Annotated in this window: 13 protein-coding genes; 11 read left to right on the top strand and 2 right to left on the bottom strand. The window is 67.6% G+C overall.

The genetic code is table 11. The features are described from left to right. Nucleotides 1-443 precede the first annotated feature (443 nt). From glgA to ABQZ09_RS08660, 8 genes are all read left to right on the top strand, one after another. A complete protein-coding gene (gene glgA / locus ABQZ09_RS08695; protein ID WP_047695476.1) occupies nucleotides 444-2,027 on the top strand; it encodes a glycogen synthase GlgA in 1,584 nt (527 codons plus the stop codon). Then, complete coding sequence (locus tag ABQZ09_RS08690; RefSeq protein ID WP_349776675.1) at nucleotides 2,024-4,255, top strand: 1,4-alpha-glucan branching enzyme; 2,232 nt, start codon at nucleotides 2,024-2,026, stop codon at nucleotides 4,253-4,255. Before glgA ends, ABQZ09_RS08690 begins: the two co-directional genes overlap by 4 nt. Before the next feature lie 2 nt (nucleotides 4,256-4,257). Further along, nucleotides 4,258-6,015 carry a malto-oligosyltrehalose trehalohydrolase gene (treZ, locus tag ABQZ09_RS08685; protein ID WP_349776674.1) on the top strand — a complete coding sequence of 586 codons (1,758 nt, stop codon included), beginning with the start codon at nucleotides 4,258-4,260 and terminating at the stop codon, nucleotides 6,013-6,015. Next, nucleotides 6,012-7,946 carry a 4-alpha-glucanotransferase gene (malQ, locus tag ABQZ09_RS08680; protein ID WP_184553331.1) on the top strand — a complete coding sequence of 645 codons (1,935 nt, stop codon included), beginning with the start codon at nucleotides 6,012-6,014 and terminating at the stop codon, nucleotides 7,944-7,946. The genes treZ and malQ overlap by 4 nt, the downstream gene beginning before the upstream one ends. Beyond that, the gene (gene treY / locus ABQZ09_RS08675) at nucleotides 7,943-10,549 is read left to right on the top strand and encodes a malto-oligosyltrehalose synthase (RefSeq protein WP_184553329.1); all 2,607 of its coding nucleotides are present in this window, start codon (nucleotides 7,943-7,945) and stop codon (nucleotides 10,547-10,549) included. The genes malQ and treY overlap by 4 nt, the downstream gene beginning before the upstream one ends. Before the next feature lie 24 nt (nucleotides 10,550-10,573). After that, nucleotides 10,574-10,759, top strand: coding sequence for a DUF2934 domain-containing protein (locus tag ABQZ09_RS08670; protein ID WP_047695471.1), 186 nt, complete (start codon nucleotides 10,574-10,576; stop codon nucleotides 10,757-10,759). 110 nt (nucleotides 10,760-10,869) lie between these two features. Beyond that, the gene (gene glgX / locus ABQZ09_RS08665; RefSeq protein ID WP_349776673.1) at nucleotides 10,870-13,032 is read left to right on the top strand and encodes a glycogen debranching protein GlgX; all 2,163 of its coding nucleotides are present in this window, start codon (nucleotides 10,870-10,872) and stop codon (nucleotides 13,030-13,032) included. After that, nucleotides 13,032-13,661 (top strand): NAD(P)H-binding protein, encoded by a 630-nt coding sequence (locus ABQZ09_RS08660; RefSeq protein ID WP_349776672.1) that lies wholly within the window; start codon nucleotides 13,032-13,034, stop codon nucleotides 13,659-13,661. Before glgX ends, ABQZ09_RS08660 begins: the two co-directional genes overlap by 1 nt. Nucleotides 13,662-13,774: 113 nt before the next feature. Here the strand turns inward: ABQZ09_RS08660 and ABQZ09_RS08655 are convergent, their stop codons facing one another. Continuing rightward, the gene (locus ABQZ09_RS08655; RefSeq protein WP_349776671.1) at nucleotides 13,775-14,533 is read right to left on the bottom strand and encodes an SDR family NAD(P)-dependent oxidoreductase; all 759 of its coding nucleotides are present in this window, start codon (nucleotides 14,531-14,533) and stop codon (nucleotides 13,775-13,777) included. A gap of 362 nt (nucleotides 14,534-14,895) precedes the next feature. On the opposite strand from ABQZ09_RS08655, the gene ABQZ09_RS08650 reads away from it, so the two are divergent. Together ABQZ09_RS08650 and ABQZ09_RS08645 are read left to right on the top strand one after the other, a co-directional pair. Beyond that, nucleotides 14,896-16,305 carry an FAD/NAD(P)-binding protein gene (locus ABQZ09_RS08650; RefSeq protein ID WP_349776670.1) on the top strand — a complete coding sequence of 470 codons (1,410 nt, stop codon included), beginning with the start codon at nucleotides 14,896-14,898 and terminating at the stop codon, nucleotides 16,303-16,305. A 235-nt stretch (nucleotides 16,306-16,540) separates the two neighbouring features. Next, on the top strand, nucleotides 16,541-16,972 hold the full coding sequence (locus ABQZ09_RS08645) for a VirK family protein (protein ID WP_349776669.1): 432 nt from the start codon (nucleotides 16,541-16,543) through the stop codon (nucleotides 16,970-16,972). 345 nt (nucleotides 16,973-17,317) lie between these two features. On the opposite strand, the gene ABQZ09_RS08640 is transcribed toward ABQZ09_RS08645, so the two are convergent. After that, a complete protein-coding gene (locus ABQZ09_RS08640; RefSeq protein ID WP_349776668.1) occupies nucleotides 17,318-18,784 on the bottom strand; it encodes an efflux transporter outer membrane subunit in 1,467 nt (488 codons plus the stop codon). Nucleotides 18,785-18,872: 88 nt separating this feature from the next. Between ABQZ09_RS08640 and ABQZ09_RS08635 the strand changes: the two genes are divergently transcribed. Beyond that, nucleotides 18,873-19,490, top strand: coding sequence for a TetR/AcrR family transcriptional regulator (locus tag ABQZ09_RS08635; protein WP_166749723.1), 618 nt, complete (start codon nucleotides 18,873-18,875; stop codon nucleotides 19,488-19,490). The last annotated feature ends 22 nt before the right edge of the window (nucleotides 19,491-19,512 follow it).

The raw sequence follows: 19,512 nt of genomic DNA, 5'->3' as shown, positions 1-19,512 counted from the left end.
CGCTTGAGCGGGCTCAGGCCCTGTCGCGGCGTGATTGAGCACTCGTTCGGTCAGGAATCGCGAGCGCGTCACGCCTTGACTGCGCCTGAGCCGACGCGCATGAACCGGTTACGCGGATGACGGCGAACGCGGCCATGCGCTCCCGCATTCGGTGCGTTGCAGTGCAGATGCACCGATACGGGGATCTCATGGCCCTGCAATGCATCGCTTATGCCGGCAGACATGCGCAACCGTACGTAACGGAATGTGGGCTGTCGCAGAAAAGTCAGCACATGTTCACGCATATTTTATTTGGACGGGGTGTAGATTCATCAGCAAGGACGACGTGGAGTACGCGCGTCGGCCCCGCTCCTCATTCGCAGCAGGTCGTCTGGCCAGATCGGCAGACGATGGTTTTCGCTTCGCCGTTTTCCGTCTCCACCCACTTTACGACGGACGTTTAGATGGTTGCCATGATGCCGCTTCACGCCACTACTGCACGCTTGGATCGCAGCACGTTGCTCCCCACGCTGAAAAAGAGCGGGCGGCCACGCGATGCGCGCGGGCGATTCATCCGTCATCACGAGCGTCTGCCGGTGTCCCTGGCCGATACCCGTGGGGCGCTGTTCGTGGTGTCGGAGATGGCGGACTTCATCAAGGCCGGTGGCTTGGGCGATGTGGCGGCCGCGCTGCCGCGCGCGCTGCGTCACCGCTACGACGTGCGCGTGCTGATCCCCGGCTACCGCGCGGTGCTCGAGCGTGCCGGCAAGGTCGAGATCGTGGGCCGCGTGCTGGCGCATGCCGCGCTGCCGGCCTGCGACATCGGCCGCATCGTGCAGTCCGACGGGCTGCCCATCTACATCCTGCTGTCCAAGGAACTGTTCGAACGCGATGGCTCGCCGTATGTGAGCACCAGCGGCTCGGAATTCGAAGACAACGCCATCCGCTTCGCTACCCTGTCGCATGCCGCCGCGCAGATCGCTGCCGGCCATGCCGGGCTGGGCTGGAAGCCGCGCCTGCTGCATCTGAACGACTGGCCGTGCGCGTTGGCGGCCGGCTATGTGCGCTGGTCCGGCGGCACCACGCCCTGCCTGCTGACCATCCATAACCTGGCCTACCAGGGCCTGGTGCCGTATTCGATGGCTGCCGCACTGGGCATCCCGGCCGAGCGTGTGGCCGAGCTGGAGTTCTATGGGCAGATGTCGTTCCTGCGCGGGGGCATCGTCAATGCCGACCACGTCAATACGGTCAGCGTCAGCTACGCCAAGCAGATCACCGGCCCGGCCCAGGGCTGCGGGCTGGACCGGCTGCTGGCCGGCCGCGCGGCCAAGGGCGCGCTGACCGGCATCGTCAACGGGATCGACGCCAGCTGGGACCCGCGGACCGACGCTCACCTGGATTCGCATTTCAGCGTGAACCAGTGGCAGGGTCGCCAGGCCAATGCGGCCCAGGTACGCAAGGCGTTTGGCCTGCGCGAGAGCACCGGCCCGCTGTTTGCGGTGGTCTCGCGGCTGGTGCACCAGAAGGGCCTGGACCTGATCTGCGAGGTGGCCCCGCAGATCGTGGCGGCCGGCGGCCAGATCGCGGTGATCGGTGGTGGCGAGCCGGAGATCGAACACCAGGTGGCCGAACTGACCCGCCGGTATCCCGGCCAGGTCGGTGCTTTCATCGGTTTTGAAGAAGGCTTGGCGCGGCGCATGTTTGCCGGTGCCGACTTCCTGCTGATGCCGTCGCGCTTCGAGCCGTGCGGCCTGAGCCAGATGTACGCGCAGCGCTTCGGCTGCCTGCCGATCGCCCATGCCACCGGCGGGCTGATCGACACCGTGGACGATGGCGTGACCGGCTTCCTGTTCCAGCACGCCAGCGTGGAGGCCCTGCGTCGCTGCCTGGAGCGCGCGTTCCGCACCTTCCGCCTGCCCAGCCTGCTGTCGGCGATGCGCCGCGCGGCGATGCTGCGGCCCAGCGGCTGGGATGTGGCCGGCAAGAAATATCTTTCCCTCTACGAACACACCGCTGCAACCGCGCCTGCGCTTGCGACGGTGTCATGAGCGAACGGCAGGGCGTGCAGGGGCAACACACGGAAGACGGTGTGACCATGGAAGGGATGTCTGACGTCATGCACGCCTTGCAGGCCCTGGCCGACGGCGCGCCGGCCGATGCATTTGCCGTGTTGGGCCCACACCTGCAGGCCGATGGCCGCCGCCGGGTTCGTGTGCTGGCACCGGGCGCCGAGGCAATGGGCCTGATCGATCCGCGTGGCAAATTGCTTGCACGCATGCAGCCGGGCGCGTTCGACGGCGTGTTCGAAGGCGAGCTGGCGGTCGAGGGACCGTACCGGCTGCGCATCGTCTGGCCGGAGGCGGTGCAGGAGATCGAAGACCCGTACGCGTTTGGCCCGACCCTGGACGAATCGATGCTGCTGCAGATCGCCGCCGGCGACGGGCAGGCGCTGCGCGGCGACTTGGGCGCCCGGCACCTGCAGTGCGGCGATGTGCCCGGAGTGCGCTTTGCGGTATGGGCGCCGCATGCACAGCGCGTGGCCGTGGTGGGCGACTTCAACGGCTGGGACGCGCGGCGGCATCCCATGCGGCAGCGGATCGGCGGCTTCTGGGAACTGTTCCTGCCGCGCGTGGAAGCCGGTGCCCGCTACAAATATGCGATTACCGCTGCCGATGGCCGGGTCGTGCTCAAGGCCGATCCGGTCGCGCGCCAGAGCGAGCTGCCGCCGGCCACCGCCTCGGTGGTGCCGGGTGCCGCCGCGTTTGCGTGGACCGATGCCGACTGGATGGGCAAGCGCCATGCGCAGGCGATGCCGGCGCCGCTGTCCATCTACGAGGTGCACGCTGCGTCGTGGCGCCGCGATGGGCACAACCAGCCACTGGACTGGCCCAGCCTGGCCGCGCAGCTGATCCCGTACGTGCAGGAGCTGGGCTTCACCCATATCGAGCTGCTGCCGATCACCGAACACCCGTTCGGGGGCTCCTGGGGCTATCAGCCGTTGGGGCTGTATGCACCCACTGCGCGTCACGGCAGCCCGGACGGCTTTGCGCAGTTCGTCGATGCCTGCCACCGTGCCGGCATCGGCGTGATCCTGGACTGGGTCAGCGCGCATTTTCCCGATGACGCCCACGGCCTGGCGCAGTTCGATGGCGCCGCGCTGTACGAGCATGCCGACCCGCGCGAAGGCATGCACCGCGACTGGAATACGCTGATCTACAACTACGGCCGGCCCGAAGTGACCGCCTATTTGCTGGGCAGCGCGCTGGAGTGGGTCGACCACTACCATCTGGATGGCCTGCGCGTGGATGCGGTGGCCTCGATGCTGTATCGCGACTACGGCCGTGCCGAAGGCGAGTGGGTGCCCAACGCCCATGGCGGCCGCGAGAACCTGGAGGCGGTGACCTTCCTGCGCCAGCTCAACCGCGAGATCGCCGCGCGCCATCCCGGCGTGCTGACCATCGCCGAAGAATCCACCGCCTGGCCGGGGGTGACCGCGCCGATCAGCGACGGCGGGCTGGGGTTCACCCACAAGTGGAACATGGGCTGGATGCACGACACGCTGAGCTACATGCAGCGCGATCCGGCCGACCGTGCGCAACACCACAGCCAGCTCACCTTCGGCCTGGTGTACGCCTTCGACGAACGCTTCGTGCTGCCGTTGTCGCATGACGAAGTGGTGCATGGGAGCGGCGGCCTACTCGGGCAGATGCCCGGCGACGACTGGCGCCGCTTCGCCAACCTGCGCGCCTACCTGGCGCTGATGTGGGCGCACCCCGGCGACAAACTGGTGTTCATGGGCGCCGAATTCGGCCAGTGGGCGGACTGGAACCACGATCAGTCGCTGGACTGGCATCTGCTCGACGGTGCGCCACATCGCGGCGTGCAGCGACTGGTGGGCGACCTCAACGCCACCTTGCGCCGGGTGCCCGCGCTGTATCGCGGCACCCATCGCACTGACGGGTTCGACTGGAGCGTGGCAGATGACGCACGCAACAGCGTGCTCGCCTTCATCCGTCACGACCCCGACGGCGGTGCGCCGCCCCTGCTGGCAGTGAGCAACCTCACTCCGCAGCCGCTTCACGACTATCGCGTGGGGGTGCCGCGTGCCGGCCTCTGGCGCGAGATCCTCAACACCGACAGTGCCCATTACGGCGGCAGCAACCTCGGCAACAGCGGTCGCCTGGCGACCGAACCGATGGGCATGCATGGGCATGCGCAATCCCTGCGCCTGACCCTGCCGCCGCTGGCCACGCTCTATCTGCAAGCGGAGAAATAACGATGAACCAGCGCAACGACACCACCCCGGCCTGGGGCGCATGGCCAGCGGGTGAGGGACAGGTGCGCTTCGCGCTCTGGGCACCGGACGCCACGCGCGTGGAGGTGGTCTTCGACGATGGCACCCGCCACGCGCTGCAGGCCGGAGCGGACGGCTTTTTTAGCGCCAGGTTCGCCTGCGCGGCGGATGCGCGGTATCGCTACAGCGTGGACGGCGGCGAGCCGGTGCCGGACCCGGCTTCGCGCTGGCAGCCCGAAGGCGTGCACGGCCCCAGCGCGGTCCAGCCCACCAACGGCTACGCCTGGCAGAACACCCAGTGGCAGGGACGGCCATGGGACGAGGCGGTGATCTACGAGCTGCACGTGGGCACCTGTGGCGGTTATGCGGGAGTGCAGGCGCAGTTGCCGCACCTGGCGGCGATGGGCATCACCGCCATCGAGCTGATGCCATTGAGCGCGTTTCCAGGTGCGCATAACTGGGGCTACGACGGCGTGCTGCCGTATGCGCCGGCCGACGCCTACGGCACCCCGGACGCGCTCAAGGCGCTGATCGATGCCGCGCACGGACACGGCCTGATGGTGTTGCTGGATGTGGTCTACAACCACTTTGGCCCGGACGGCAATTACCTGCACAGTTATGCCGGCCCGTTCTTCAACGAAGACAAGCCCACCCCGTGGGGTGCCGCGATCGACTTCCGCAAGCCGCCGGTGCAGCGCTACTTCCTCGACAACGCACTGATGTGGCTGCACGAATACCGCTTCGACGGGCTACGCCTGGATGCGGTGCATGCGATCACCCCGAATGCGTTCCTGGACACCTTGCGCGAGACCGTGGAGACCAGCCTGCCGGCGGGGCGCCACGTGCACCTGGTGCTGGAAAACGAGGCCAACCAGGCCTCGCAGCTGCAACGCGGCTACACCGCGCAGTGGGACGACGACTTCCACAACGCCCTGCATGTGCTGCTGACCGACGAAGAAGAAGGCTATTACGCCGCATTCGCCGACAAGCCGACTGAGCATCTTGCGCGTGTGCTGGGCGAAGGCTTTGCCTACCAGGGCGAGCCCGACCCGCGTGGGCATGTGCGCGGCGAGCCCAGCGGTGCATTGCCGCCGCATAAATTTGTGGTGTTTGCGCAGAACCACGACCAGATCGGCAACCGTGCCCGCGGCGAACGGCTGAGCGTGCTGGTGGCGCCCAAACGCTTGCGTGCCGCATTGGCGCTGACCGCGTTGACGCCGATGATCCCGCTGTTCTTCATGGGCGAGCCGTGGGGCGCTACGCAGCCGTTCCTGTTCTTCACCGACTTCGGCCCGCCGCTGGACGATGCGGTGCGCGAAGGCCGCCGCAAGGAGTTTGCGCACTTTGCCGCGTTTGCCGACGAGGCGCAGCGCGCCACCATTCCCGATCCCAACAGCCATGCCACGTTCGAAGCGTCGCGATCGCCGATCGACGATGCCGCGCACGGCGATGGTGCGCGCTGGACGGCGTGGTTCACCGCGTTGCTGGGCGTGCGGCGTCAGTGGCTGGTACCGGGACTGGCCGAAGCGCGCGCGCTGCGCGCCAGCGTGCTGGCCGAGGGCGCGCTGACCGCGACCTGGGAGTTGCCGGATGGGCTGTGGCATGTCGCCTTCAACGTCGGCGCCGCTGCAGTGCCACTGCCGCCACTGCGCGGACGCGTGGCGTATGCCGAGAATGTCGATGCCGATGCGCAGCAGTTGCCGGTCGATGGCTTCATCGCCTGGCACGAGGACCGCACATGAGCACGAACCCCTTGCACACCCTGGCCGCCGCGGCCGGGGTGATGGTGGATTGGGTGGATGCCAGCGACCAGCCGCGGCAGGTATCCGAGGCATCGGTACAGGCGGTGCTCACCGCGCTGGACCTGCCTGCCGCCACCGCCAGTCAGCGCGAAGACAGTCTGCGCCGCTGCAAGGCGCAGTCCGACGAAGTGGCGCCGCTGCTCACCGTGCAGGTGGGCGAGCCGCTGGCGTTGCGGGTGGCCGCCAATGCCAGCGGCCGCTGGACCGATGAGGCGGGTGGCAGCGAAGACGCGCGTGCCGACGCACAAGGGCAGCTGCGCGCACCGCAGCGCTTCGGTTACTGGACGCTGCAGATCGGCGGGTTGACCCAGCAGGTGGCCGTCGCCCCGCAACGCTGCTTCAGCGTGGCCGACGCCTGCGGCCAGCCGGCGCCGCGTGCCTGGGGCATGGCCTTGCAGGTGTATTCGGCCTGCAGTCTCGATGATGGCGGCATCGGCGATGCCGCCGGTACAGTGGAATGGTTGCGGCATGCGGCACTGGCCGGCGCCGATGCACTGGCCCTGAGTCCAGTGCATGCCTCGCGCCCGGTCACCGGCGGTTACAGCCCGTATTCGCCCAGCGACCGGCGCTTTTTCGACCCGCTGCATGCCGCGCCGGTACGCGTGCTGGGCGAACTGGCGCTGCAGGCGATCGACGAGGTCGACGGCCTGCGCCAGCGTTTCGACACGCTGCACGCCAATGGCTTGATCGACTGGCCGGCCTCGGCCCAGGCCAAGTGGGAACTGCTGCGCCACCTGCATACGCGGGTGGCGCCGGACCACCCCGATCTGCTCGCGTTCCGCAACGCGGGCGGGCAGGCACTGGAGGGCTTCGCACGCTTCGCCGCGCAGGACTTTGGCGACAACGACCCGCAGCTGCATGTGTTCACCCAGTGGCTGGCCGCGCGCAGTTGGTCCGATGCGCAACGCGAAGCGCACGAGCGCGGCATGAAGATCGGCCTGATCGCCGACCTGGCCGTGGGCTTCGACCCCAACGGTGCCGAAGCCGCGGCCGCTGCAGACACCGTGTTGCGTGGCCTGGTGCTGGGCGCGCCGCCGGATGCCTTCAATGCCGATGGCCAGCATTGGGGCATCGGTGCGTATTCGCCCACGGCGCTGCGGCGCAGTGGTTTTGCACCGTATATCGCGCTGTTGCGCGCGGTGTTGCGCGACCGCGGCGGGATCCGTATCGATCACATTCTTGGCCTGATGCGGCTGTGGGTGGTACCCGATGGCGCCGGCTCCAACGAAGGCGCGTATCTGGCTTACCCGCTGCACGATCTGCTCAATCTGCTGGCGCTGGAATCGTGGCGGCATCGCGCCATCGTGATCGGCGAGGACCTGGGCGTGGTGCCGCCGGGCATCCGCGAGGAACTTTCGCAGCGTGGGGTGATGGGCATCGATGTATTGATGTTCACCCGCGACAAGGACGGCGCATTTGTCGCGCCGTCTTTGTGGCGGCCCGATGCCATTGCCACCACCACCACGCATGATCTGCCCACGCTCACCGGCTGGCGTGCGGGCCGCGACATCGAATGGCGCCGCACGCTGGAATTGATCGCGCCTGCGCAGGCAGACGGCGACACCAACGATCGCAGCAAGGACGTCGCGCGGCTGGACGCGGCGGTCGAACACGCCGGCTTGGCTGCTGCGGGCGACCCGCTGCTGGGCGCGCTGCGCTTTACCGCCACCAGCGTCTCGCCACTGGCCTTGCTGCCGGTGGAGGACGCGCTGGCGCTGGAAGAACAACCCAATCTGCCGGGTACCGTCGAGGTCCATCCCAACTGGCGTCGACGCCTGCCCGATCCCTTGCCGCATGCGCGCCTGAGCACGGCGCTGCAGGGCTTTGCCGAGGCGCGTCGCGTCGCGGCCGTTACGGAACCGCACCCATGATCGACCTTCGCGCCACCGCCCGCCTGCAGCTGCATGCCGGGTTCACCCTGCACGACGCGCTCGCGCAGGTGCCGTACTACGCCGGCCTTGGCATCAGCCATCTGTATCTGTCGCCGATCGGCACCGCTGTGCCGGGCTCCACGCATGGCTACGACAACATCGACCCGACCGTGGTCAACCCCGAGCTCGGCGGCGAAGACGCGTTGATCGCGCTCTCGCAAGCCGCACGCGAACACGGCATGGGCCTGATCGCCGACATCGTGCCCAACCACATGGCCACGCACGCGCAAAACGCCTGGTGGTGGGACGTGTTGCACAACGGCCGCAGCGCCAAGCATGCCGACTGGTTCGACATCGACTGGCGCGCACCGGGCCGCGACGGCAAGTTATGGCTGGCGGTGCTGGATCGCCCGTATGCCACCGCGCTGGCCGAAGGTCTGATCACTCTGGTGATCGAAGACGATGGCAGCCCCGCGCTGGCACATTACGACCAGCGCTACCCGATCCGGGCGCAAACGCTGGAGGTGCCGGACAAAGCGGCACGCGCGCAGTGGCTGCGCGACTACAACGATGGCGCCAAGCGCGGCGATGGCCGGCTGCACAAGTTGATCGAGCGCCAACCGTATCGCTTGAACTGGTGGCGCGTGGGCAACGACATGCTCAACTACCGCCGCTTCTTCGACATCACCTCGCTGGTGGCGTTGCGGGTGGAACTGCCGGCCGTGTTCGACGCAGTGCATGCGCTGCCGCTGCGGCTGGTGGCCGAAGGCCATCTGGATGGGCTGCGCATCGATCATGTGGACGGGCTCACCGATCCCACCGGGTATGTGCGCAAGTTGCGCAGCCGGCTGGATGCGGCCGGGCGTACGCGCGGGCTCAAGCCCGGCACGCTGGGGCTGTATCTGGAAAAGATCCTCGCCCCCGGCGAGCACTTACCGGCCGACTGGCCCTGCGATGGCACCACCGGCTACGACTTCATGGACCAGGTCGGCGGCGTGCTGCACGACGCAGCCGGCTTCAAGCCGCTGGCGCGTGCCTGGCAGCGGGTGAGCGGACGCAGCGGCGATTTCGCGCAGGAAGAGCGCGCTGCACGCGACGAGATGCTGCGTGGCCCGCTACAGACCGAATTCAATCGCGCGGTCGGTGCGCTGTCGGCCCTGGCGCGGCTGGACCCGCCCACGCGCGAGTTCAGCCCGCAGATGCTGGCGCGCGGTTTATGCGTGCTGCTGCGCTGGTTTCCGGTGTACCGCACCTACGCCGGTGCCAAGGGCATCGTCGGCAGCGAGGCAGAGCGGCTGAGTGCCACCGCTGCGCAGGCGCGCGAGGGCATGCCCGAGTCGATCGTGGCGGCCGTGGATGCGATCGAGCGCTGGCTGCTCGACGATAGCGGTGCCGACCGTGCGCAGATCGCGCTGCGACGCATCCTGCGCCGGCGTGTGGAGCAGCTGTCTGCGCCGCTCAATGCCAAGGCGGTGGAAGACACCGCGTTCTACCGGCATGGCGTGCTGCTCTCGCGTAACGAGGTGGGCAGCCATCCGACCCATTTCGCCAACGAGGCCGCCGAGTTCCACGCGCAGAATGCCGAGCGTGCCAAGCATTACCCGCGCGCGCTGCTGGCCACCGCCACGCATGATCACAAGCGCGGCGAAGACCTGCGCATGCGGCTGGCGGTGCTGTCCGAACAGCCGCGGTGGTGGGTCGAGCAGAGCACCCAGTTCGATGCCCTGGCCGAAGCGCTGGAATCGCCCGCGCTGGCCGGCGGCGACCAGCAGATGCTGTGGCAGACCCTGGTGGCCGCATGGCCGATCGGGTTGGGCGCCGACCAGGCCGAGCCGCTGGCCGAGTACGCCGAGCGCGTGGCGCAGTGGCTGCTCAAGGCGGTGCGCGAAGCCAAGCTGCATACCAGCTGGACCGACGGTTCGGCCGCCTACGAACAGGCCGTGCAGGCCACCGTGGAGCAGGTGCTGACCAGCCGCGCCGGGTTGCCGCTGCGTCGCGCCTTGCTGCGCGCCAGCAATCACATCGCCGCGGCCGGCGCCCGCAATGCGCTGGTGCAAACCACGCTGCGTCTGACCGTGCCCGGCGTGCCCGATCTGTACCAGGGCACCGAAGGCTGGGATCTGTCGCTGGTGGACCCGGACAACCGCCGCCCGGTCGATTACGCGCAACGCCAGCAGTGGCTGGAGCAGGCGCGCGACTTCAATACCTTGCTGCGCGGCTGGCGCGATGGCGCGGTCAAGGCGCGGCTCACCGCGCTGCTGTTGCAGCTGCGTGGCGAACATCCGGCGCTGTTTGCGAAGGGCGACTATCAGCCGTTGAACGTGGCTGTCAGTGGCGATGCGCAGGTGCTGGCGTTCCGTCGTCAGTATCGCGGGCAGGCGCTAGTGGTCGCAGTCACCCTGTTGGGCGCCGGTGATCAACACGAGGGCGATCTGCCGTTGCTGGTGCCGCCGGCGACCTGGGGTCAGGCGTCGTTGGCATTGGCCGAGGGCACATACCGTAATGTGCTCGATGGCAGCACGCTGCAGCCGCAACGCGGCCGTGTGGCACTGTCCACGCTGTTTGCACGCTCGCCAGTGGCAGTGTTGTTGACCTCCCAGTAATCGACATCGAGAGAAACGTACGCAATGAACGACATGGAACGGCAGGCGCGGCTTCGCCAGTTGGCACAGGAGATCTGGGAGGCCGAAGGCCGTCCCGATGGGCATGCGGACCGCCACTGGGCCATGGCCGAGCGGTTGGTGGATGCCGAAGAACGCGCCGCCGAGCAGGCCGCCGAGTCTGCGGCCACACCCATCGCTGCACGCCAGTAACGTGGTCCCGGGCACCTTGCACGGGGCGCCAGGTGGCGCGCCGTGCGGGTGGACCCGCCGGCAATCGCAATCGCACACCGTCTTGAGTTCACCGTTCTAAGGAGTCACCGATGGCCACTCGCAAGTTCACCCAGCGCTCGCGCATCCGCGAAGGCCGTCCCAACCCGCTCGGCGCCACCTGGGATGGCCTGGGTGTCAATTTCGCGCTGTATTCGCGCAATGCCACCCGCGTGGAGCTGTGCCTGTTCGACGAACGTGGCCGCGAGCAGGAGCGCATCGCACTGCCCGAATACACCGACGAGGTCTGGCACGGCTACCTGCCCGACGCCCGCCCCGGGCAGTTGTACGGCTACCGTGTGCACGGTCCTTACGCCCCTGACGCGGGGCATCGCTTCAACCACAATAAATTGCTGCTGGACCCCTACGCCAAGCAGATCGTCGGCGAACTCAAATGGGCGCCGCACCTGTTCGGTTACACGATCGGCCACCGCGACAAGGACCTGAGTTTCGATCGCCGTGACAGCGCGGCGTTCATGCCCAAATCCGCGGTGATCGACCCGGCGTTCACCTGGGGCCAGGACCGCCCGCCGCAGACGCCCTGGAACCGCACGGTGATCTATGAAGCGCACGTACGCGGCCTGAGCATGCTGCATCCGGCGGTGCCGCTGGACGAACGCGGTACCTTCTCCGCCTTGAAGACCGATGAGCTCATCGACCACATCAGCTCACTCGGTGTGACCGCGGTGGAACTGCTGCCGGTGCACGCCTTCGTCGACGATCAATACCTGCTGGAAAAAGGCCTGCGCAACTACTGGGGCTACAACACGCTGGGCTTCTTCGCGCCGCAGGCGCGTTACATGTCCACGCGCACCGTGGCCGAGTTCAAGCAGATGGTGGCGCGCCTGCATCACGCCGGGCTGGAGGTGTTGCTGGACGTGGTCTACAACCACACCGCCGAGGGCAACGAGCTGGGGCCCACGCTCTCGTTCAAGGGCATCGACAATGCCAGCTATTACCGCCTGGCCGACGATCGCCGCTTCTACATCAACGACACCGGCACCGGTAACACCTTCGACCTGACCAATGTCGGCGCGCTGCGCATGGTGATGGATTCGCTGCGGTACTGGGTGCAGGAAATGCACGTGGACGGCTTCCGCTTCGACCTGGCCAGCATCCTCGGCCGCGAACGCTATGGCTTCGATCCCTCCGGCAGTTTCCTGGACGCGGTGCGCCAGGACCCGGTGCTGAGCCAGACCAAGTTGATCGCCGAGCCGTGGGATATCGGCCCGGGCGGGTACCAGGTGGGCAATTTTCCGCCCGGCTGGGTGGAATGGAACGACAAATTCCGCGACAACGTGCGTGCGTTCTGGCGCGGCGACGGCGGTCAGCTGGCCGAGCTGGCCACGCGCCTCACCGGCTCTGCGGACCTGTTCAACCACAGCGGCCGCCGCCCGACCGCCTCGGTCAACTTCGTCACCGCGCACGACGGCTTCACCCTGCGCGATCTGGTCAGCTACGAAGGCAAGCACAACATGGCCAACGGCGAGGACGGCCGTGACGGCAGCGACCACAACATCTCCGCCAACTACGGCGTGGAAGGCGACACCAACGACCCGGCGATCAAGCAGCTGCGCCGGCAGCAGATGCGCAACCTGCTGGCCACCTTGCTGCTGTCGCAGGGCACGCCGATGCTGCTGGCCGGCGATGAGTTCGGGCACAGCCAGAACGGCAACAACAATGCGTATTGCCAGGACAACGAGTTGACCTGGATCGACTGGACCGCCGCCACCAAGGCCGCGGCGGCCGATCAGGCCGCCTTCGTGCGCCGCCTGATCCGCATCCGTCAGCGTTACCCGCTGCTGCATCGCGCACGCTTTTTCGACGGCAAATTCGACGAAGCGCTGGGTCTGAAGGATCTCACCTGGCTGGCGCCCAACGGTACCGAGATGGACGAAGCCGCCTGGCACGATCCCGAGGCACGCGCCCTGATGCTGCGCCTGGACGGCCGCTCGCCGACCACCGGCCTGCGCGAGATCGCCGCCAACGTCACCTTGCTGATGCTGATCAATGCCGCCTCCACCAGCGTGTCGTTCATCCTGCCGGCCATGCATGACGAACACTGGCGCGTGCTGGTCGATACCGCGCGTCACGGCAGCCGCGTGGTGGCCGGTGGCAGCGAATGGAAGGCGCCCGCCCATTCGCTCACCCTGCTGGCGGTGGAGCGTGATCGCGTGATCAGCAGTGCACGCATCGTTTCCGAAGGTGCGCGCTGATGGATGTGTTATTGACGGGGGCGACCGGCCTGGTCGGCAAGCAGGTCCTGCAGCAGTTGCTCGCCGATACGCGTTGCACCGGCGTGGTGGCGTTGACGCGGCGGCCGCTGACGCAGATCCATCCCAAGCTGCGCAACCAGGTGATCGACTTCGAACGCCTGGAGCACTGGACCGCCCCGCGCATGGAAGCGGCGATCTGCGCGCTGGGCAGCACCATGAAACAGGCCGGCTCGCGCGAGGCGTTCTACCGCATCGATCATGATTACCCGATGGCGCTGGCACGCGCCGCGTGCGCGCAGGGCACCTCGGTGTTCGTGCTGAATTCGGCGGCCGGTGCCGATGCGCACTCGCGCATCTTCTATAACCGCGTCAAGGGCGAACTGGAACGCGATCTGCGGACGATTGGCTTCCCGTCGCTGACCTTCGTCCGCCCGGGACTGATCGGCGGCGAGCGCGACGAACGCCGCACCGGCGAACACCTTGGCGGCCTCGTGCTGGGTGCACTCGGCCCGCTCCTGCCACGCCGCTTCCGCATCAACCCGGCCGAGCGGATTGCCGCCGCGATGGTGGGCGCTGCGTTATCGCCAGCACGCGGCGAGCATCGTGTTGAGGCGGCGGAGTTGGTGTAGCAGCTGCGTTGATTGCATGGCTTGTGTGGGAGCGCGCTTGCGCGCGATGGGGCGTCATCGGGAACGCTTCATCGCGCGCAAGCGCGCTCCTACAGACCTATCGCGCTACCCGCTCACACCCCCAGCGACTGCCCGCCATCCACTGCCAGCACTTGGCCGGTGATCCAGCGCGCCTGCGGCGAGGCAAGGAACAGTGCGGCGTCGGCGATGTGCTGCACCTGCCCGAAGCCACCGAATGGGATGCTGTCGCGGATGCGTGCATAGAGCTCCGGCTCCTCGCGACTGCGCTTGTCCCACAGGCCATCCGCAAATTCGATCGAGCCCGGTGCGATGGCGTTGACGCGGATGCGCTCGCGCGCCAGCTCTGCGGCCAGCGTGGTGGTGTAGTAATTGAGCGCGGCCTTGGCGGTGGAATAGGCGATGGCACGTGGGGTGGGGCGTTGTGCGTTGATCGAGCTGATGTTGAGGATCACTGCTGCATCGCTGCTGCGCAAATACGGCAACGCGGCGCGATTGCAGCGCACCGCGGCCATCAGGTCGACATCCAGTCCGGCCTGCCAACTCGCATCGTCGTTGCCATGCCCGTAGCCGGAGGCGTTGTTGATCACCACGTCCAGCCCGCCCAGTGCCTGCGCGGCGGCCTGCACATAGGCATCGATCTGGGTGGTGTCTGCCAGGTCGCAGGGCAGTGTGTGCACCGGCGCGCCATGCGCCGCCAGTGCGCTTGCAGCCTGTGCAAGGCCAGTGGCAGTGCGTGCGCAGATCGAGACCTGCGCGCCGTGACGCACGAATGCCTCGGCGATCGCCAGGCCGATGCCACGGCTACCACCAGCGATCAGCACACGTTGCGGGCGAACAGCGGGAGTGGACATGACGGGGGCTCGGATCGGAAAGCTGCATTATCAGACAGCCGGGCGACACGGTCGCCTCATGCACGGTCAGCCAGCCACGCCCAACGACGCCCGTCCGTCCTTGAACTGCACCAGCACGTTCGCCACGACAGACGCGGCTGACGTTGCGCAGCGCCGCAGCAAACAGCCGCGTGCAGCCGCTGCCGACACCACCGCGTGCAGTGGCGGCCGCTGTCATGTCCGACAGCCGTTGCCTGCGCCACAAGCCTCATCACCGCTGGCGATGTGCTCATGCCGTTTTGGCCGCGCGTCGCTAACCAAACGTTTACACACTGGCGCCGCGCTGCGGGCACAACGTGCGGGTCATTCAGTGGGAGTTGCACATGGAAACCCATATCACCGTCATCGGGGCCGGCTTCTGCGGCACCGCGCTGGTCCGTGCACTGGCGCAGACGGCCGATGCGCAGGTACGCATCACCCTGGTGGGCGTGGCCGAGACCTTCGGCAGCGGCATCGCCTATGGCGCGGCGCGGCCGGAGCATCTGCTCAACGTGCGTGCCAAGGATCTGGGCATCGATGCACAGGCGCCCGGCGCCTTTGCCGACACCTTGCATCTGGGTGAGAGCGGGCGGCTGGAGTTCCTGCCGCGCCTGGCCTACGGCGATTATCTGCGCAGCGAGCTGGATGCGGCGGTGAGCGGCGCGCAGGCCTCGGTCGTGCGGCTGTCGCAGGAGGCGGTGGCGGTGGAGCGCGTGCGCAAGGGCTTTCGCGTCTTCCTTGCCAATGGCGATGCGTTCCAGAGCGACCGCGTGGTGCTGGCGGTGGGCGCGTTGCAGCCGCAGGCGTTGGCGGGCATTGGCCCGCGCCTGAGCGTGCACCCGCGCTACATCGGCTGGCCGTGGCAGGGCGATGCGTTGTCGCGGCTGGCGCCCGACGACGACGTGCTGATCGTGGGTACCGGGCTGACCATGGTGGATGTGGCCCTGACCCTGCATACGCGCGGACACCGCGGGCGCATGTTGGCGATTTCGCGGCGTGGGCTGGCACCGCAGGCGCATCTGCGCCAGCCCGGCGCAGCGCTGGAGTTGCCGCCGCATCTGCAACGTGCACTCAAGGATGCCGACCTGCGTGGCCTGCTGCGCGGGGTGCGCCAGCTGAGTGCGGTGGTCGACGACTGGCGTCGCGTGGTGGATGCCTTGCGCCCGCATCTGCAACCGCTGTGGCAGCGGCTGGACCTTGCCCAGCGTGCGCGCTTCCTGCGGCATCTGCGCCCGTATTGGGAAGTGGCGCGGCATCGGGTGGCGCCGGGTGCGGCCGAACAGTTGGCGCAGCTGCAGGCATCCGGACAGCTGCAGGTGGCGGCAGCGCGGCTGCTGCGCGCACGCTGGGTGCCGGACGGGGTGGAGGCGGTGATCCGCCCGCGCGGCGCTGCCGATGCACAGACGGGCCATTACGACGCGGTGATTCGCGCTACGGGTCTGGATACCGATATCGACCGCACTAGCGACCCGTTGATCGCCGGCATGCGCGAAGCGGGCCTGTTGCGTGCCGATCCGTTGGGTCTTGGGGTGGACACCGATGCGCAGCTGCGCGTGCGCGATGGCGCCGGGCAGATCGTGCCGGGGCTGTATTGCGTGGGTCCGCTGCTGCGTGGGCGTTACTGGGAAATCACCGCCGTCCCCGAATTGCGTGTGGCCACGCGCGCGCTCGCCGAGCGCTTGTTGCTGGGGGCAACACCGGCGTTACAGCCGGAACCGGAACAGGTGCCGCGCGAGGTCAATGCGCGGTTGTAGGTGCGTGCCGGGCCTTCTTTCCTCGGGTCAGCAGCCGTGACAACAGCCTCTGCGCAGGAAGGCATAACCAAACTGTGCGCCGTGCCCGCGCGTTGTCGCGCAGCGCAAACATGCCGCGCAATGCGTAGCGCGGCGCGCGGCGGCGCGCGGCGGCGGGCGCGACTGGCGCATGGTGTCCGCCCTGGGCTGACCAACGTCCAGGGCACTTGTTTCCCTCCTCTGCCTGGAGTTCGCCATGTCCCGACGTATCCCCGCTGTGGTTGCCGCTGTACTGTGCGCCAGTGCATTGCCTGCATTGGCCAGCGAATCGCTGAAGACGCGAGCCGACGTCATTGCCGCATTGGAATCCGGTTACGACGTCAGCCTGACGACTGATCTCAGTCGCTGCACACCCGAGCAAGGCACGCCGATCAGCAGGACCCGCGGTGGTCGCCATATCGATGCCTATCGCATCACCGACGATGGCACCGCCGCATTCTCTGGCTCGCATTTCACCGTGGCCAACGATGGCAAGCCGATCCAGCAGTTCATGCGTTACCAGCTGCGCCCGGATGGCAGCGTGCGTTTCACCACCTACATGTACGACCTGCCGGCACTGCAGCAGCGCGGGCCGGTGCTGGCGTATCAATGCGCGATCAATGAGGGCATTCGGTTTCATGCCGATTGATTGCGGTCAACGCGTTACGCGCTACGTGCATTGGACGCTCGGAGTTGTGCATCGAAGTTGCACGCATCGATGTTGTACGTTCGGACTTGCGATGGTGTAGCGAGACGCGGCACGGCGACGCTCCTGGGGTAATGAAAAGGTGCGCAAGCAATCCAGGCTTCGCACGTACCCTCATCCGCCCCTGCGGGGCACCTTCTCCTCCATGAAGGAGGAGAAGGTGCCCCGGCGGGAGAAGGGATGTCTTTTCACTGTGCGGCGCAGTGCACGCAGCCGGAGCCCCTCTCCTGCGGGAGAGGGGTTGGGGTGAGGGTACGGGGTGAAGCCACACGCGCTCTACCGCTATTGCTATTGCCGCTGCACCGCCACCGCCGCATTGCCTCCGGTCTGCCAGCCACCACCCAATGCCCTGAACGTCGCCACCGCACTGCGCGCAGCCTCGGTGCGCGCCTGCACCTGCGCATCGGACGCGCGCAGCAGGCTGTCGTCGGCGTTGAGCACTTCGATCAGGCTGACGGTGCCTTTTTCGTAGGCCAGCGCCGAGGCGCCACGCGCCTTGCCCAACGCCTCCACACCCTGCGTCAGCACGTTGGCCTGCTGCTCGCGTTTGACCAGCGCGGTGAAGGCGTTTTCCACATCTTCGGTGGCGCGCAGGACAGCCAGGCGGTACGCAGCCAATTGCTCGGCTTCCTGGCCCTTGGCCTGCGCGATCTGCGCGTTGATGCGGCCGAAATCGAACAGCCGCCAGCGCAGCCCCAGCACGCCGGACGACTGCGCGGCATCGCCGGTGAACAGATTGCCGCCGGAGATGGCGGTGGCGCTGCCAAGCAGGCCGCTCAGCGAGAACTTGGGGTAGTACTCGGCCATCGCCACGCCGATGCGCGCATTGGCCGCGGCCAGCCGGCGCTCGGCCACGATCAGGTCGGGACGGCGGCGCAGCAGGTCGGCCGGCGTGCCGCTGTCGGCGATCTGCGGCGCAGCCGGGATGGGTTTGCTGGCCGCCAGCTCCGCGCGGTGGGTGCCGGGCGCCACGCCCAGCATCACATCCAGCGCGTTCATGGCCGCCACCAGCCCGGCCTCCAGCCCGGGCACCGTGGCCTGGGCCTGGGCCAGTGCACCCTGGGCCTGCTGCAGTTGCAGTTCGGCCGCCAGGCCCTTGCCGTGCAGCAGCGTCACCATCGACACCAGGCCCTGCTGGGTGGCGACCTGGCGTTGGGCCACGTCCAGCCGCGCCTGCAGGCCGCGGATGCTGATGTAGATGTCGGCGGTCTGCGCGGCGACCGCCAGGCGCGTGGCTGCCGCGCCGGCGTCGGTGGCCTGGTAGTCGGCCAGCGCGGCCTGGCGCCCGCGGCGCAGGCCGCCGAACAGATCCAGCTCCCAGCTGGCGCCCAGATTGGCCTCGTAGATACTCGCGTAGCGATCGAAGTTGGGAAGGCTGTTCAGCACCTGGCCCTGCGGCGTCTCCAGCGACTGGTAGGCGCGCGTCGCGCTGCCGTTGATGTTGCCGGAAGGCAGCAGCGCGGCGGTGGCGGCGGTCAGCCCGGCACGGGCCTGGGTCACCCGCGCGGTGGCCTGCGCGAGGTCCAGGTTCTGCGCCAGTGCGGCGGTGACGTAGCGGCTCAGGTCCGGGTCGTTGAAGCCGACCCACCAGCTGTCCAGATCGGCCTGTGCGCTGGCCTGGCGTTCAGCCACGGCGGCCTGACCGAGATAGTGCTCGGGCAGGGGAGCATCCGGACGAGCATAGTTGGGGCCCACCGCACAGCCTGCGGCGAGGCTGGCGGCGATAAGCGCTGCAAGGGTGCGGAGTAACGGCATGACGGGACCAGGGTGACGGGACGGTGAGTGACTGTAATACGAAATGGTCACTTTTGTAAGTCGGGGGCGACGGAGCTAAGCTGTCGAAATGAACAAAGCATCCAGTTACCCAGTTTCCGGCCGGGGCCCGGTCGATCACGACGTGCGCGACCAGATCGTCGTCGCCGCCACCGACCACTTCAGCCGCTATGGCTATGAAAAGACCTCTGTCTCGGACCTGGCCAAGGCGATCGGGTTTTCCAAGGCCTACATCTACAAGTTCTTCGAGTCCAAGCAGGCCATCGGCGAGTCGATCTGCACCAACTGCATGCGCCAGATCGAGACCGAGGTCTGCGCCGCAATGGACGAAACCGACCAGGCACCGGAGAAAATCCGTCGACTTTTCAAGGTGATTACCGAGGCCAGCCTGCGGCTGTGCTTCCAGGACCGCAAGCTGTATGAGATTGCCGCGTCGGCCGCCACCGAGCGCTGGCAGTCGGTCGTGGCCTACGAGGTCCGCATGCAGAAGCTGGTGCACGACGTGCTGCAGCAGGGCCGTCTGAATGGCGATTTCGAGCGCAAGACACCGCTGGACGAGGCCGCCCAGGCCGTCTACGCGGTGCTGCGCCCGTACATGAATCCGGCGATGCTCCAGTACAACCTGGAGCAGGTCGAAGACATGCCGGTGCTGCTGTCGGGTCTGGTGCTACGCAGCCTGTCGCCATAAATTTCGTTGTGACTATTGACTG

Source organism: Xanthomonas sp. WHRI 6106 (genome assembly GCF_040202405.1).
Taxonomy (GTDB): domain Bacteria; phylum Pseudomonadota; class Gammaproteobacteria; order Xanthomonadales; family Xanthomonadaceae; genus Xanthomonas; species Xanthomonas cannabis.
This window is presented reverse-complemented; position numbering and strand designations above follow the sequence as displayed.